This window comes from Chryseobacterium sp. BGARF1 (assembly GCF_001677955.1).
GTDB lineage: Bacteria > Bacteroidota > Bacteroidia > Flavobacteriales > Weeksellaceae > Chryseobacterium.
In genome coordinates, this window is record NZ_LELA01000081.1 from 13,733 (window position 1) to 28,722 (window position 14,990).

Annotated in this window: 13 protein-coding genes; 7 read left to right on the forward strand and 6 right to left on the reverse strand. The window is 34.2% G+C overall.

What is annotated here, in order from left to right:
• Positions 1 to 23: 23 nt before the first annotated feature.
• Both AB671_RS15395 and smpB read right to left on the reverse strand, forming a co-directional pair.
• The gene (locus tag AB671_RS15395; RefSeq protein ID WP_066679810.1) at positions 24 to 1,514 is read right to left on the reverse strand and encodes an OmpA family protein; all 1,491 of its coding nucleotides are present in this window, start codon (positions 1,512 to 1,514) and stop codon (positions 24 to 26) included.
• Between the two features lie 77 nt (positions 1,515 to 1,591).
• Positions 1,592 to 2,050, reverse strand: a complete 459-nt coding sequence (gene smpB / locus AB671_RS15400; protein WP_066679915.1) for an SsrA-binding protein SmpB — start codon at positions 2,048 to 2,050, stop codon at positions 1,592 to 1,594.
• Positions 2,051 to 2,168: 118 nt separating this feature from the next.
• Between smpB and AB671_RS15405 the strand changes: the two genes are divergently transcribed.
• Positions 2,169 to 3,791, forward strand: coding sequence for an ABC-F family ATP-binding cassette domain-containing protein (locus AB671_RS15405; protein ID WP_066679811.1), 1,623 nt, complete (start codon positions 2,169 to 2,171; stop codon positions 3,789 to 3,791).
• Between the two features lie 77 nt (positions 3,792 to 3,868).
• Here AB671_RS15405 and AB671_RS15410 read toward each other — a convergent pair whose 3' ends face one another.
• The 3 genes from AB671_RS15410 to AB671_RS15420 all read right to left on the reverse strand — a co-directional run bounded on the left by AB671_RS15410 (position 3,869) and on the right by AB671_RS15420 (position 6,333).
• Complete coding sequence (locus tag AB671_RS15410) at positions 3,869 to 4,684, reverse strand: M48 family metallopeptidase (protein WP_066679812.1); 816 nt, start codon at positions 4,682 to 4,684, stop codon at positions 3,869 to 3,871.
• 103 nt (positions 4,685 to 4,787) lie between these two features.
• A complete protein-coding gene (locus tag AB671_RS15415; protein WP_066679813.1) occupies positions 4,788 to 5,603 on the reverse strand; it encodes a ferritin-like domain-containing protein in 816 nt (271 codons plus the stop codon).
• 19 nt (positions 5,604 to 5,622) lie between these two features.
• Positions 5,623 to 6,333: a ferritin-like domain-containing protein gene (locus tag AB671_RS15420; protein WP_066679814.1), complete on the reverse strand. Its 711-nt coding sequence runs from the start codon at positions 6,331 to 6,333 to the stop codon at positions 5,623 to 5,625.
• Positions 6,334 to 6,549: 216 nt separating this feature from the next.
• On the opposite strand from AB671_RS15420, the gene recJ reads away from it, so the two are divergent.
• The 6 genes from recJ to AB671_RS15450 all read left to right on the forward strand — a co-directional run bounded on the left by recJ (position 6,550) and on the right by AB671_RS15450 (position 13,080).
• Entirely contained in the window at positions 6,550 to 8,262 is a 1,713-nt protein-coding gene (recJ, locus tag AB671_RS15425; protein WP_066679815.1) for a single-stranded-DNA-specific exonuclease RecJ, read from the forward strand.
• A gap of 36 nt (positions 8,263 to 8,298) precedes the next feature.
• Entirely contained in the window at positions 8,299 to 8,658 is a 360-nt protein-coding gene (locus AB671_RS15430) for a four helix bundle protein (protein ID WP_066679816.1), read from the forward strand.
• Between the two features lie 25 nt (positions 8,659 to 8,683).
• Positions 8,684 to 9,268, forward strand: coding sequence for a nicotinate (nicotinamide) nucleotide adenylyltransferase (gene nadD / locus AB671_RS15435; protein ID WP_066679817.1), 585 nt, complete (start codon positions 8,684 to 8,686; stop codon positions 9,266 to 9,268).
• A 62-nt stretch (positions 9,269 to 9,330) separates the two neighbouring features.
• Positions 9,331 to 9,669 (forward strand): DUF3817 domain-containing protein, encoded by a 339-nt coding sequence (locus tag AB671_RS15440; RefSeq protein ID WP_066679818.1) that lies wholly within the window; start codon positions 9,331 to 9,333, stop codon positions 9,667 to 9,669.
• Between the two features lie 239 nt (positions 9,670 to 9,908).
• Positions 9,909 to 12,155 carry a TonB-dependent receptor domain-containing protein gene (locus AB671_RS15445; protein ID WP_066679819.1) on the forward strand — a complete coding sequence of 749 codons (2,247 nt, stop codon included), beginning with the start codon at positions 9,909 to 9,911 and terminating at the stop codon, positions 12,153 to 12,155.
• Between the two features lie 73 nt (positions 12,156 to 12,228).
• Positions 12,229 to 13,080: an alpha/beta hydrolase gene (locus tag AB671_RS15450; protein ID WP_066679820.1), complete on the forward strand. Its 852-nt coding sequence runs from the start codon at positions 12,229 to 12,231 to the stop codon at positions 13,078 to 13,080.
• A gap of 43 nt (positions 13,081 to 13,123) precedes the next feature.
• Here AB671_RS15450 and AB671_RS15455 read toward each other — a convergent pair whose 3' ends face one another.
• Positions 13,124 to 14,881 carry a discoidin domain-containing protein gene (locus AB671_RS15455; protein WP_066679821.1) on the reverse strand — a complete coding sequence of 586 codons (1,758 nt, stop codon included), beginning with the start codon at positions 14,879 to 14,881 and terminating at the stop codon, positions 13,124 to 13,126.
• Between the last annotated feature and the right edge of the window lie 109 nt (positions 14,882 to 14,990).

Genomic DNA, 14,990 nt, shown 5'->3' on the forward strand with positions numbered 1-14,990 from the left:
TATTTATTATTTAGAAAAATTAATTATTTTTTCTTTTTAGCTGGAGCTTTTTTCTTAGCTGGAGCTTTTTTAGTTGGTAAGTCAGACTTTTTGTAAGCTTCCCACTCTGAACCTCCAGAGATTGCTCTTACAACAACTTTTCTATCAGCTTGTCTTTCAGCATCAGAAGCAGTTTCAGGAACTTTAGCTTCTTGCTCACCAATACCGATTGATTTCAATACAGCAGGGTTTACACCTCTAGCTTCTAAAGCAGCAACTACTGAAGCAGCTCTTTGTCTAGATAAGTTCAAGTTATAAACATCACTACCTTTTTTGTCAGTCATACCAACAATTACAAAGTTTTGGTTTGCACCTTCTTCTTTGATGATTCTAGCAGCTTGATCTAATTTACCGCTAGATTGAGGTCTGATAGTAGCTTTGTTGAAATCAAATAATAAATCTCTAAACTCTTCAGTTACTCTTTCTTCAATTGGCACTATTACTACTGGAGGAGGACATCCGTTGAATTCTGGAACACCAGGAACTGTAGGACATGCATCATCTTTATCTAAGATACCGTCACCGTCTGTATCTGGCCAAGGACAACCGTTATTTTCTGCAGGACCTGCAACTGTAGGACAAGCATCATCTTTGTCGATAATACCATCACCATCAGTATCTGGCCAAGGACAACCACCGTTTTCAACTGGACCAGCAACATCTGGACACTGATCGTCTTTATCTGGAACTCCATCACCGTCTGTATCTGGACATCCTTGGAATTCTGGTAAACCTGGTGTATCTGGACATAAATCGTCTTTATCTAAGATACCATCCTTATCTCTATCTCTGTTTCCGAATCTAAAGTTCAAAGAAGCAGAAGCTTGCCAAAAGTTAGCATAACTAGCCTTATCAGTTGGAGTAGAAACATAATCACCTTGAACACCTAAACCAAAGTTTTTAGTCAACCAGAAGTTAACACCTGCACCTGTAGATACAGTAAAGTGGTTTGCTTTACCCATCTGAACTGTTCCATCATCGATACTAGTCATTTCCGCAGGATTTCCATTAATGAAAGTTTGTCTTGGGAAAGAAAGAGCAGTGTAATCATGTCTTAAATAGTTTGCACCTACTCTTAAGTAAGGGTCAAACCAAGACTCTTCGTCCCAAAGTAAACCAGCAGCTTTAGCTTGGAAACCAAGACCAGTCATTAGCATGAATTCTTTCCCCATGTTAAGACTTTTGTTCTCAACATTTCCAACAGAAGTCTGCCAATCAATAACTAAACCTTTACCGATGTTTCTAGCAACTGTTAATTTAGAAAGTGGTGGTGTAATAGAAAAATTGTTCATATTGAACATATTTTTCGTCAAATTAGTAGCAGAAAACGTATTACTAAAAGTACCACGCTGTGCTGTATGGTTTTCCGCATGAGCACCAACTCCGATCATCCACGGATTGTTGGTAGTCTGAGCGAAAACAGTAGAGGCAACTGTAAGCGCCAATGCTGAAATTCCTAATTTTAGATTTTTCATAGAATTAAATGATTAAATAATTGATATTGCAAAATAAATATAATTTTTCTTTATAAACAAAGTTTTCAGGATGATTTTTAACTTTTCTTTAATATTCTGTCGAGGTTTCTTTTGTTTTCTCTATCTTTTATTGCTTCTCTTTTATCAAAGAGTTTTTTACCTCTTCCGAGTGCAATAAGAATTTTAGCCTTACCCGCATCATTAATATAAAGTTTCAAAGGAATCATCGTGTTCCCTGCATCCTTAAGTTTTTTTTCAAATTTTAACAATTCTCGTTTGTGCAAGAGCAACTTCCGTTCCCTTTTTGTTTTATGATTATAAAAAGTACCCAATTTATACTCATCAATCATCATATTAATGATATACAATTCACCATCGATGAATTGGCAAAAAGATTCTGTAATAGAAGCTTTAGAAGAGCGTAAAGATTTAATTTCGGTACCTGTCAATACCATTCCCGCTTCTATTTCTTCGAGAATTTCATATTCAAACCTAGCTCTTTTATTAAGTATCCTAACTGTTTTTTCAATCTTCATTATGATAAATTTTGTTACTAAATATACAAAATTTGCTTTCATATAAAAACTTGAGTATTACATTATTATAATTTACCCAAATTCTTTTCGTAATTTTGCGCCAAATTTACAAAACTATATGTTAACAGTATCTAATTTATCTTTACAATTCGGGAAAAGAGTTCTTTTTGATGACGTAAACATTATGTTTACCAAAGGAAACTGCTACGGAATCATCGGAGCAAATGGAGCAGGAAAGTCTACATTCCTTAAAATATTAACTGGAAAGCAAGATCCAACGACAGGACATGTATCTCTGGAACCAGGGAAAAGAATGTCAGTTTTGGAGCAAGATCACTTTGCATACGATCAATTTACTGTTCTTGAAGCTGTATTAAGAGGAAATACAAAATTATTTGAAATAAAAGAAGAGATGGACGCTTTGTACGCCAAAGAAGATTTCTCTGACGAAGATGGTATAAAAGCTGGAGAACTAGGTGTAGTTTATGATGAAATGGGTGGCTGGAACTCTGAATCTGATGCACAAACAATGCTTTCAAATGTAGGTATCAAAGACGACATGCATTGGCAGACAATGGGAGAACTTGAGAATAAAGACAAAGTAAAAGTTCTTTTGGCTCAGGCTCTTTTTGGAAATCCTGATGTATTGATTCTGGATGAACCTACCAATGACCTTGATATCGAAACAATTGCTTGGCTAGAAAACTTCCTTGCAGACTACGAAAATACAGTAATCGTTGTATCTCACGACCGTCACTTCTTAGATACCGTTTGTACTCACATTGGAGATTTAGATTATGCTAAATTAAACCTTTATACAGGAAACTACTCTTTCTGGTATCAAGCTTCTCAGTTGGCAACAAGACAAAGAGCTCAGGCTAACAAAAAAGCGGAAGAAAAGAAGAAAGAACTTCAGGATTTCATCGCAAGATTTAGTTCAAACGTTGCAAAAGCTAAACAGGCTACTGCAAGAAAGAAAATGATCGACAAGCTAAACATCGATGATATCAAGCCATCTTCAAGAAGATATCCTGCCATTATTTTCGAAATGGAAAGAGAAGCCGGAGATCAGATTTTAGATGTAAAAGGTCTTGAAAAAACAAAAGACGGAGAATTATTGTTCTCTAATATTGATTTAAATCTTAAAAAAGGGGATAAAGTTGCTGTTTTATCTAAAAATTCATTAGCAATTACCGAATTTTTCGAAATTTTAGCCGGAAATAATAATCCAGACAAAGGAAATGTTGCATGGGGAGTTACTACAAACCAATCGCATATGCCTTTAGATAATACTAAATTCTTCCAAGAGGATATTAGCTTAGTAGATTGGTTGAGACAATTTACCAAAAATGACGAAGAGCGTCACGAAGAATTCATGAGAGGATTCTTAGGAAGAATGCTTTTCTCTGGTGATGAAGCTTTAAAATCTTGTAAAGTACTTTCAGGAGGTGAAAAAATGAGATGTATGTTCAGCAGAATGATGCTTCAGAAAGCAAACGTTCTTTTATTAGACGAACCTACCAACCACTTAGACCTTGAAAGTATCACGACTTTGAACAACTCATTGTCTAACTTTAAAGGAAATCTTTTATTGGCATCTCATGACCACGAAATGCTTTCAACGGTCTGTAACAGAATCATCGAATTGACTCCAAACGGAATTATCGACAGAGAAATGACTTACGACGAATATCTTGCTGATAAAAAGATCAAAGAACTAAGAGAAAAAATGTATTCTTAATTTTAGAAGAACATTAAAATTCATAAAAAAATCCTCAATTAATTTTGAGGATTTTTTTTGTAATATTTAGTTCACAATTATTTTGTCAGTTTAGTTTTAGGCAAAGAAACCGTTCCCGGATCTTTCCATAAACCATCTTTTTCAGCACGCTTTTTCACTGCTTCTGCCCTTTTATTGCTATCAGGATGCGAATTAAACATTTTCTGAAATCCTGACTGAGCCGTTCCTCCCTCAGATAATAAAGCTAATTTTTTAAATGCTGTGTAAGCCCCAACAACATTATAATTATTTGCTTTCATAAAATCATAAGAATAGGTATCGGCTTGAGATTCTTGTTTTTTACTGTGAGAAGCATCCAAAAATTCATTTGCCATTTTTCCAACCTGACTTTCGTTTAACACAGCAACCGTACCAGAGGCAGCTGAACCAGCTTCCAAAGCTGCGGCTTTTAAATAAGCCGATTTAATTGCATCTTTTGTATCTTCATTTTTAACGTGACCAATTTCATGACCAATTACCGCCAATAATTCATCATCCGTCATAATATCCATTAAAGAAGAAAAAACACGTACACTCCCATCTGCACAAGCAAATGCATTAATATCTTTCACTTTATAAACTTTATAATTCAGGTTTAAACCATCCTGAGATTTGTGTTTTCCAAAAAGTTTATTCAGCCTTACGGTGTAAGGATCTTTCGGACCTGCGACCGGATTATTCTTATCCATATAATCTACCGATTCTTTAGATAATTTTATGGCATCAGCATTAGAGAATGATAAAGCTGACGCACCTTTAGAGACAACCCCTGCAGCTTTTCCAAGATTGATTTTCTGAGCCTGAACGCCCGTGACAGCACTTATTAGAAGTGCAGAAATTAATATTTTTTTCATACTAAATAATTTGTGTGGTGAAGATAATACTTTTCATTAAAACAAAATCCTTTTCCGGAAATTTACCGAAAAAGGATTAAAGAATTTATGCTAATTTATGTTGTTAAACAATAAACAAACCTGCAATTGCCGCTGCATCTGAACCGCTGAGAACCTCATCATAAGCTGCAGATCCGGCCGCAGCTCCAAAAGCAGTTGCAGTATTAAATCCAGCTTGTAATGTCACATCTTCTCCTGCATAAACAGCATTTGTTGCAGCAGGCATATTTCCGCCATTTGCTAATTCTATCCAGCCTTTATTGGCGCGCATTCTTCGCACCTGAGAAGCATGTCTCGCTTCCACTGAGTGAATCTGTAAAGCAGCCTGAAGGACAGCTTTATTAGACATTACATTTCCTGCCTGACCTTTGTAAGCCCTTACACCAGTATCTTCAAAAGCTTGCGCCAAAATCATAAACTGTTGATAATTGGTAAAAGGTGTAAAATTTCCTCCTGCTGTAAAATCGAAAGTAGGTTTTGCTCCAGGAGTTTCTCCTAAAGAAGTTAATGTTGCTTTTAGAAAAGCAACGTGAGCTGCTTCATGTTTAGAGATTTGCATAAAAACAGTACGGTCTGCGGTAGGAATCAAAGTTCCTGCATTCAGTCCTAATCTGTAATACTCATCTTCTAAATATTCCAGCGTTAATGCTAATTGAAGGGCATCTGTTAAAGCACTTTTCTTCGCATTACCGGGCATATTATCGTTAAAAGTTTCTGCTTTTGCGGTAGTGGTCATTAAACCAGCCAAACCTAATGGTAAAGCTGCAACTGCGGCTTTCTTTCCAAATGCTGAAATATCTGAAAGCGAACCTGATCTAGACGTTTGTCTTGTAAAAAAAGAATCGTCTGAAAGTTTATCTAGTAATTTAAGAATATTCATAATAATAGATTTAATTTGATTAGTTGATACCTTGTTCTTTCCAAGTGAATGGAGTTTTTATAAATCCTCCAGCTGCCATTACAATATCTTTTGGCTCTTTGGCAACATCAAGTCCGTTTGCATTGATCACATCATCTCCTGAAAATGCAGCAGTTCCCGGATTGATTAAATCTCTGATTGCTGAAGCATGTCTTGCTTCCACAGAAACAATTTTTCCGGCAATCACTAAATATGCAGGATTCGAAATATATTTTCCGGCCGCATTATATGCTGCAACACCAGTATCTTCCAAAGCCTTTGCTGTAGCCAAAACTGAGTTTCTATCATTAAAATTCACATTCGTATACTGAAATTCTAATGTAGGTAAAACATTATTCGTGACACCAGAAATGGCTGCCTTGAAAAAATCACGGTGTATAACTTCATGGTGATAAAGATCTGTAAGCACTTCTTTTTCAGCATTTGAAATACCGGAATAAAAGTTATTAACAACTTTAGTATAAAAATCTGCTTCTAATTGCTCAAGAGCATATGCATAATTGAGAACACCTACATCACCTGTTCCCAAATCAAATATTTTGTTAGGTTCCATGTATTCGAAATCGTCGTCATCGCAGCCTATCAAAGTAAGGCCGGCAACGGCAATACCAATGCCGCTCAGTTTTAGAAAGTTTCTTCTGCCGGTATCCAGAGTTGCTCCCTGGTTAGAAACTTGAATTGGTTTTTTCATAATATAATTTTTAAATGGGTTTAGTATTTAAAATTACTTACGAGACTCTCAACGCTTTGGTTTTATTAAATTGTAAAAAAAATTAAAATTCATTAAAAACTTAATTGAAAAAACACCACTTCTATTGAAAATAATTCAACATTAAAAGAAGAATGAATTTGAATTTGAGCAGACATTTCAATAGCTTTTAAAATAAATTTTACCTATTTTTGTGACATGAGCCAAAAATGGATTTATAAACCCGAACCTGATGAAGAAATTGTAGATGGATTGAGTTCGTCGCTTGGTTTTGGAACTTTTGAATCCAAACTATTAGTTCTCAGAGGAATCGACAATTATCAAAAGGCGAGAGAATTTTTCAAGCCTAATATCTCCGATATCCACAGTCCTTTTCTGATGGCAGATATGCAAAAAGCAGTAGAACGCATTGCAACAGCTATAGAAAATGGAGAAAAAATCATGGTTTACGGAGATTACGACGTAGACGGAACGACTGCCGTTGCGCTGATGTATCTTTATCTTAGAAAAATTGTTCAAAAAAAATATTTAGATTATTATATTCCAGACCGGAATTCTGAAGGATACGGAATTTCTACTGAAGGTATCGACTTTGCAAAGGAAAATGGCTTTTCGCTTATTATTGCATTGGATTGCGGAATTAAGGCGATTGACATGATTAATTATGCCAAAACCAAAGATATCGAGTTTATTATTTGCGATCATCACTTACCCGGAGATGAAATTCCAGATGCAACAGCCGTTTTAGACCCGAAAAGGGTTGACTGCCGATATCCTTTTAAAGAACTTTCAGGATGTGGGGTAGGTTTTAAACTATGCCAAGGTCTGAATACTATTTATAAAATCCCAGAATCTGAACTGTTTGAATTGACAGATCTTCTGGCAATTTCTATTGCTGCAGATATTGTTTCGATGACAGGAGAAAACAGAGTTTTAGCAAAAATGGGACTTAAAATGCTCAGAAAAACCCGAAACATGGGACTGAGACTTTTGATTCCGGAAGATAAACTTTCTCATTTTGAAATTTCAAATATTGTTTTTGAAATTGCACCAAAAATCAACGCTGCCGGAAGAATTTCCCAAGGAAAAGCTGCCGTAGAATTGATGGTTTCAGACAATCTGAAACACGCTCATCAAATCGTAAGCGACATTATGAATCTTAATGATGAAAGGCGTGAACTCGACATGAATTCTACCCTTTCAGCGCTTAATCAAATCATAGAATCACAACAACAGACAAAATTCTCAACCATCGTTTACCATCCTGAATGGAATAAAGGTGTGATAGGAATTGTTGCCTCAAGACTTACCGAAACTTACTATAAACCTACATTGGTTTTCACAGACGGAAATAATGGTGAAATGGTAGCTTCTGCACGATCTGTCTCAGATTTTGATGTACATGAAGCATTGGACTTATGCTCGGAATACTTCCTGAAATTTGGAGGTCACCATGCTGCTGCAGGACTTTCTATGGAGAAATCGAAGTTTGAGGATTTCAAAATTAAATTTGAAAGAATTGTTGGTGAAAAAATTAAAGACCATCAAAGAGAGCCATCAATTACCATAGATGCAGATATAGATGCAGATGAAATTAATAGAGATTTTATTAATTTCCACAGAAAACTGGCTCCGTTTGGACCTCAGAATATGAAGCCTAATTTAGTTTTAAGAAATCAAAAAATTTCCGGTTACCTAAAAACAATGGGTAAAGATAATAATCACCTTAAGTTTTATATCAAACAAGAATCTACCGGAAGAAATATAGAATGTATTGGTTTTAAATTAGGCCAATTTGCCGATGATTTTAGAACTAAAAATTTCGATATAGCTTTTACACTAGAAGAAAATCATTGGAAAGGAAATGTAACGCATTGCCTGAATATTAAAGATGTGAAATTTCTGGATTAGGTTTTAGGAGTTAGGTTTTAGGGATTATAAAAACATATGGGAAATTATAAGGAATTAATTGTTTGGCAGAAATCTGTAGATCTTGTAACAGATATTTATTCTTGTACCAAAAATTTTCCAAAAGAAGAGCTCTATTCTTTAACCAGTCAAATTCGCCGTTCATCAATTTCAATTCCGTCGAATATTGCAGAGGGACATTCCAGAAGATCACAAATTGATTACCTACAATTTTTAAAAATAGCGAGAGGAAGTTGTGCAGAATTTGAAACTCAATTAATAATCTCGAAAAATCTAAATTATTTAAATACTGATGAGTTTGATCATTTAAGTAAAAAATCAGAAGAAATCGCGAAAATGTTGAACGCACTTATCACTAAACTGCAAACTAATTCCTAAAACCTAATTCCTAAGCCCTGAAATAATGAAAAAAATCGGCTTATTTTTCGGATCATTTAACCCAATTCATATCGGGCATTTGATATTGGCGAACTATATTCTTGAAAATTCGGATATGAATGAATTGTGGTTTGTAGTGAGTCCGCAAAATCCTTTTAAAGAAAAAAAGTCACTTCTGAAAGATCACAACAGGCTTGACATGGTAGAACTTGCCATCAAAAATTATCCCGATATGCGTGCTTCAAATGTAGAGTTCTCACTTCCTACACCAAGTTACACCATCGATACTTTAACCTATCTGAAAGAAAAACACCCAGACTATTCTTTTAGTTTAATAATGGGTGAAGATAATCTTGGAAGTTTACACAAATGGAAAAATTCTGATTTATTGATAAAAAATCATCACATCATTGTTTATCCTAGAGTTTTTGAAGGTGACAAAAAAGATTCTAAATACATAAACCACGAAAATATTTCGCTTGTAAAAGCACCTGTGATTGAGTTATCTGCAACTGAAATTCGCAATATGATTCAGCAAGGTAAAAATGTAAGACCGATGCTTCCGCCTGAAGTTTTTGAATATTTGGATGGAAGTAGTTTTTACAAATAGTTGTTAGTTGTTAGTTGTTAGTTGTTAGTTGTTAGTTGTTAGTCAAAATTAATCTTTGTTTAATGGAATTTTTAGAAAAGTTTTTCGCAAAATATGGTCAGGAAAAAGTCATCAAGTGGTTTAAGCAAATCTGTTTAGCTGAAGCCATTTCATGGTTTTTCCTTTTTACTGCGATGATCTGGATCCGTGTCGACCCTGAAGGTATTTTGCCGATTGTATATATAAGCACAATTGGGAGTATTCACGGATTATTTTTTACGCTTTACCTGCTATTTCTTCCTTCCACAAGAAAAATATATACTTGGGATGATGAAGATTCTGTCTTTGCTCTCATCGCTGCCTTTTTTCCTTTTGCCACAATTTGGATTGACAAAAAGCTGGCGCGTTTCGATAGGGAATAATTAAATTTTTAAAAAAAATCACTTCAACTGTAACAAATCTACTGTTACAGTTGTCTTATTATGTAGAAACTCAAAATTCCACAAATTCCAATAATAAATTTTAACCATTGATAATCAAATATTTACAATCAAAATAAAAACATTTACACTACTTTGTATTGCATGATACTATATTTATTACATATCTTTGCAATGTAAAATAACAAGGAATACAAGCTTCTAAACTAAAAAATATAATTATGAAAACTCAAATATTCATCGCAGCCCTTTTCTTTAGCGGACTTACTTTTGCCCAGGAAAAAAAATCAGATTCAGTAAAAACTCAAAAAATAGAAGAAGTTGTATTAAAAAAGCAAGTTTTCAAAAAGCAAAGCGACCGTTTTGTATATGATGTAGCTGCATCTCCTGTAACAAAGGGTAATACGACGTTTGATCTATTGAGACAAACGCCTTTACTTTCTACAACAGATGATAAAACTTTAAAAATTGTGGGGAAAAATAATGCCCTTATCTACATTAACGGTAGAAAAACTAATATGGATGCAGAGTCTGTTACTCAGTTTCTGAAAAATACTCCCGCAGAAAACATTCAGAAAATTGAAGTCATTACCGTTCCTGGAAGTGAATTTCAGGTAGAATCTTCAGACGGGATCATTAATATTATTCTTAAAAAGAAAATGAGCGACGGCCTGAACGGAAACATGAGAATGTCTAATACTCAAAATAAATACAACGCCAGTTCTGCAAGCTTCTCTGCAAACTACAGAAAAGATAAACTTGGAATCAGTGCAAATCTAAGCGGAGGAGAAAATATTCAGGCTCAAAGTTACATTTTAAGAAATGGAACCGATCTCGTAAAAAATGAATCAACAGGGGATATTGACGATCCTAACAAAAACCTTGGTGGATATTTAAACTTTGACTATCAATTAAATGATAAAAGTAATTTAGCTTTATCTTGGAATACCTGGGCTAATAAAAGTTATGGCTCAACAGTTGAACTTTTAAATAATTTAAATGTCTATAATAAAGACGGAAGTTTATCAAAAACAGATCTTACCCGCTCTAGCAATATTGAAAACGCAAGAAATTATAATAACTCAGTTAATTTAAACTACGAATTAAAGACAGATTCTTTAGGAAGTAAATTAAATTTGAATGCCGCTTATCTTATCTATAAAAGATTTCAAAATTCACAGAACAGAACTTTAGTTCATGATACTTCAGGAAGCTTTACTCAACTCAGACAAAATGTAATTCAGGATCTTCCTCAAATCGTCAACAATTTTTCAAGTACAGTAGATTATATTAAAAAATTCAAAAATGACTTTACGGCTTCTGTAGGAGGAAATTTTAATACTACTAAAACGGATAATGATACAAAGAATTTTTTCAAATATTATGATGAAAATGGAAAATTTAATAACACTAAACCAGATCTTAATCATTTTATTTATGACGAACAGATCTATGGAGCTTACATTACTTTAGAAAAGAAATTTTCAGATAAATTTTCGGGAAAAGTAGGAACTAGATACGAAATCACAAAAAGCTTGGGTACCTCTGAAATCCCTAATAAAGAGATGCAGAAATTTGAAAGAAACTACAACAATCTACTTCCATATTTAAGCTTAAATTATACAGTTAATGACAAAAATAACATTTCGTATGCATTTTCGAGCAGAATGAGAAGACCAAGTTTTTGGGAACTGAATCCCGTGAAAAATATTCTTACGCAGGATAATTATACTCAAAATAACCCTTTTGTAAAAGCTTCGTCAACTTATAATCAAGAATTGACTTATATGTTTAAAAATTCTTATTTCTTGATTTTAAATCATTCTTACTTTAAAGATGTAATTACTCAAGTTCCGCTTCAGAGAGATATTGTAAGAGATGGTGTAACGTACAGACAATTGGCATACATCAGAACTAATTTTGGCGACAAACAAGAAATGTCTGCAATGTTGGGAATGAACAAAACATTTTTTAATCAATATTTGACAACCAATTTCAATATCGGAGTACAGCACAATGTAAACAACGGAACTTTGAATACAGACCCTACATCTGGGCAGGTTTTTGACACTTATATTAACAATAGAAAATCAACAAGTATTCTTATTCAAACCAATAACACTATTCGTTTAGATAAAAAGAAAACCTGGTTTTTGGGCGTAAATTATTTCTTCGTAGACAAGCAACAAATCGAATTGGGAATGCTTAAAAATCTTTCAAGCCTTGATTTAAGTTTAAAGAAAAACTGGAACGACTGGACCTTTGCATTAAATATTACCGACGTGCTTAGAACCAACATCGTAGAAATTGAAGATTACCAAGCCAACGGAAATTACAATTACGTAAGAAATGACCAATTCAGAAGAGGCGGAACATTCAGCATCACTTATAATTTCGGAAACCAGAAAGTGAAAAAAGTAAGAGACATCGAAGGCGCATCAGACGCTATTAAAAGCAGAACACGTTAACATTCAATCTTCATATATTTTATTTTGTACAGAAACCTGCCAAGAAATTGGTGGGTTTCGTTTATATTTAAGTATGAATAAATTTTTAGCCCTTTTATTTTTCGTTTTACTGTTGAGTTGTAAAGAAAAAACAGTAAATATAAGTAAAGACATTACTTTCGATAAACAAATGGATGTCTCTTACGGAAATAATTCCGAACAAAAATTAGATTTATATATTCCCAAAAACACCCAACAAAATAAAGACCTATTCATCATCATTCATGGTGGAGGTTGGAAGGGAGGAAACAAATCTCAGCTTACTTATTTCACTTTATCGATGATGGAGAAATTCCCTAAAAGTGTTTTTGCGAACATTAATTACAGATTGGCTTCAGAAAATCGTTTCGGCATTCCAAACCAGACCGATGATATTGATAACGTAATTTTATTTTTAGAGAAAACATTAAAATATAAACCCAATATTATTCTTCTCGGAAACAGTGCAGGTGGTCATTTATCTATGCTTTATTCATATAAATTTGATTATAATAAAAGAATAAAAGCAGTGATAAATATCGTCGGTCCAGCCGATTTATCAGATCCAAGTTTTAAAAATTATTATGATTATTCATTTGTAGAAAATCATTTGGTTGATCCAGCTATACTTTCTAAGGGAATTTCTATGGAAAATTTTGCAAGCCCAGTTTATTGGATTGCTAAAACGGCTCCACCAACCCTATCTTTTTACGGAAATAATGACACTGTAATTCCATTGTCACAAAAAAATATTTTAGATCCAGCTTTAAACAAAAACGGTGTTTTTAATCAATCTTTCGAATTTCCCGGTGGACATCTCGATTGGGCGAATGAGAAAAATGCTCCGTTTGTAATCAATTCGATTAGTGAGTTTTTAAAGCAAATTGACAAAAATAAAACGCCCTGAAAAATTTCAAAGCGTTTTATTATTTAATTAAATATTTTAAAGTTTATTCAGACTTCACAACTTCCGTTCTCTCAGAAACTCCATTCGCATTAAATGCTTCTATCTGGAAATAATAAGAATCTACTCTATCTGCTCCAGTAAAGAAATACTCGTTTTTACCGTACACCATAATGCTCCCGTATAATTTATCCGGAGATTTTCCCCAATAAATAACATAACCATCGGCTTCTGAATTTTGCTGCCATTTCATCCAGATGCTTCTTCTTTCACCATATTTTTTCGGGTCGGCTCTTAACGGAACAAAGTTTTGAACTTTCGCAGGTTTTGCACCCGCTCCTTTTCCAAAAACTCTGAAACCGCTTAATGCAAATTTTCCGGTCGGCATTTTCAGATTTTCCATTTTTAAAAATCTTGCTTCGGCTGGTTTTTCTAATTCTACATAATCGTGAGGAACATCTTTTGTGTTCTTACTTTTATCAACAATTACTTTCCATTTTTTACCGTCATTGGAACCAAATATTTTATACTGATGCATTTTACCTTCCGTTTTTCCCATAAACTCAACATCCTGATCTGCATAATTTATCTGGATTGCATTAATGGTAGAAACTTCACCTAAATCGGTCTGAAACCATTCTTCTGAATTTCCGGTTTTTGCACTCCAATAGGTTTTAATATCTTCATCTACCGCATTATTAGAATGATAACCACCTAAAGTGGACGAAACCTGAACGGGCTTGTTATAATTCAACAACATCCAACCGGTGAAAAGTCCTTTCGAAAAATCTTTTCCCTGCGCAAACTGCGGAAGCAAAGTCGGATAATCACCATAAGCAGTATTGGTGTACATCACATCATCTTTATCAAAACCTGCAGGCCAGATTCCTAGACGTCTTTCAAAATTATTTTTAGTGGAAATAAAAATGGTAGAAACATGCCACCAGTTCTTAAAATTATCTTCAAAAGTAGCACCGTGCCCCGCTCCTCTTGCAAAACCTCCTGGTTTATAAGAAAACGGATTATGCTGTTGGTATTCGTAACCTTCCAACGGGTTTTTAGAAACATACACTCCGTCAGAATATCCGCTGAATTCTGTTGCCGGAGCACCATACTGCATGTAATATTTGTCTTTATATTTGGTTACCCAAGCTCCTTCCACAAAAGGTTGCAAGAAAACATTGTCATTATATTCACCGAATCTTTCCCAACCGTGATCTTCTGGTTTTAATCTTAAAATAGGTTTTACAAAACCTTCAGACTGTAAGTTTTTAACTTTCACTTCAGTTCCTAAAAGAGGCCACTCGTTGCTAGATCCCCAATACAAATAGAGTTTATTTTTGTCTTCATCATAATGAAAAGCAGGATCCCAAGCTCCCACTTTTAAAGTATCTACAGCAATTTTCCAGTCGTCTTTTGTAGGATTGGTAGATTTCCAAATCGGAAAATCCTGTTCCCAGGTAGAGCCGTAAACGTATAACGTATCTTTCATCGCCCAAACTGCAGGAGCGTTCAGATCGTGCGTATATTTATTGTCTCTCAGGAATTTTCTTTTCACAAATTTCCAGTCGAGCATATTATCGCTGTACCAATACCCTTCCTGATTGGTTGAAAAAAGGAAAAGCTTTTTTTGAAAGTTAACAATCACAGGATCTGCAGTTGCACGATGCTTTCCTTGTTTTGAAAAAACTTCAAAAGGCGTATAGCCATAATCGATATTAATAGGATTGCAATACGTTTTTTGCTGCGCATTCGAAAAAAAGCATAGAAGTATTACCATGCTGAAATATAATCTCTTACTCATAATCAAACTTTATATTTCTACAAATTTAAAGTTTTTTAAACGGTTTGCTTCGTATCTAAGCATAAAAAACTTCTGACCTTTAGAAAGCCAGAAGTTATAATCTATTTGA

Bases quoted from the DNA above. Each gene is read 5' to 3' on its own strand.
- AB671_RS15410 (WP_066679812.1), bottom strand. From the start codon at position 4,684: ATGAAAAAAATATTAATTTCTGCACTTCTAATAAGTGCTGTCACGGGC.
- AB671_RS15440 (WP_066679818.1), top strand. From the start codon at position 9,331: ATGGAATTTTTAGAAAAGTTTTTCGCAAAATATGGTCAGGAAAAAGTC.
- AB671_RS15405 (WP_066679811.1), top strand. From the start codon at position 2,169: ATGTTAACAGTATCTAATTTATCTTTACAATTCGGGAAAAGAGTTCTT.
- AB671_RS15455 (WP_066679821.1), bottom strand. From the start codon at position 14,881: ATGAGTAAGAGATTATATTTCAGCATGGTAATACTTCTATGCTTTTTT.
- AB671_RS15415 (WP_066679813.1), bottom strand. From the start codon at position 5,603: ATGAATATTCTTAAATTACTAGATAAACTTTCAGACGATTCTTTTTTT.
- AB671_RS15430 (WP_066679816.1), top strand. From the start codon at position 8,299: ATGGGAAATTATAAGGAATTAATTGTTTGGCAGAAATCTGTAGATCTT.
- nadD (WP_066679817.1), top strand. From the start codon at position 8,684: ATGAAAAAAATCGGCTTATTTTTCGGATCATTTAACCCAATTCATATC.
- recJ (WP_066679815.1), top strand. From the start codon at position 6,550: ATGAGCCAAAAATGGATTTATAAACCCGAACCTGATGAAGAAATTGTA.
- AB671_RS15395 (WP_066679810.1), bottom strand. From the start codon at position 1,514: ATGAAAAATCTAAAATTAGGAATTTCAGCATTGGCGCTTACAGTTGCC.
- AB671_RS15445 (WP_066679819.1), top strand. From the start codon at position 9,909: ATGAAAACTCAAATATTCATCGCAGCCCTTTTCTTTAGCGGACTTACT.
- smpB (WP_066679915.1), bottom strand. From the start codon at position 2,050: ATGAAGATTGAAAAAACAGTTAGGATACTTAATAAAAGAGCTAGGTTT.
- AB671_RS15420 (WP_066679814.1), bottom strand. From the start codon at position 6,333: ATGAAAAAACCAATTCAAGTTTCTAACCAGGGAGCAACTCTGGATACC.
- AB671_RS15450 (WP_066679820.1), top strand. From the start codon at position 12,229: ATGAATAAATTTTTAGCCCTTTTATTTTTCGTTTTACTGTTGAGTTGT.